Consider the following 588-nt stretch of genomic DNA (forward strand, 5'->3'; position numbering starts at 1 on the left):
AACCAGGCACTCACCGAACTCCGAGAACTTGGTATCGACATCGATCCAAAGACACTCAAGAAGAAGGACATCGTAGGTGTAATTGATAGCCATCGTGAAGAGGTGAGTGTTGCTGACCTTTCGGACACTGAGAAGGACGCACGGCTTGATCTCCTCGACGAGCTGGAAGAGCGCTCTTTTGAGGAGCGTAAGAGTTGGACTGCACGCAACAACTCTTCGAGAGACCTTGGCGAAAAAGCGGCGGCAGCATATCGAGAAGCGCTTGGTGACACCGAAGTTCTTAATAGACCGAACGCTGTGCGCGACAGATTCGACCTGATCACCCAATCCCCAGACAGAACCCGGCTGACCTTCACCGAAGCGAAAGGTGGCGATGCGAAGCTCAGCAGTACCGGTCGCAGAGTCGATGGAGAATCGGCCGCGCAAGGTTCCACGACCTACTTCAATGACCTATTCCAGAAAGATCCGGAGTTCCGGGCCTGGCTAGACGAGAATCCTGGCGTTCTAGAAAAACTGCAGAAAGGTGAGATCAAGATCGAATACCAGATGGTCAGAGCGCGACCGGACGGAACCGTGGAAGTCTCTGAT

1 protein-coding gene is annotated in these 588 nt (G+C 53.6%); it reads left to right on the forward strand.

What is annotated here, in order from left to right:
- A partial coding sequence (locus HRF29_RS14595) for a hypothetical protein (RefSeq protein ID WP_173249576.1) occupies positions 1-588 on the forward strand: 588 nt, incomplete at both ends.

The sequence above is a fragment of the Rathayibacter agropyri genome (assembly GCF_013249015.1).
GTDB classification, from domain to species: domain Bacteria; phylum Actinomycetota; class Actinomycetes; order Actinomycetales; family Microbacteriaceae; genus Rathayibacter; species Rathayibacter agropyri.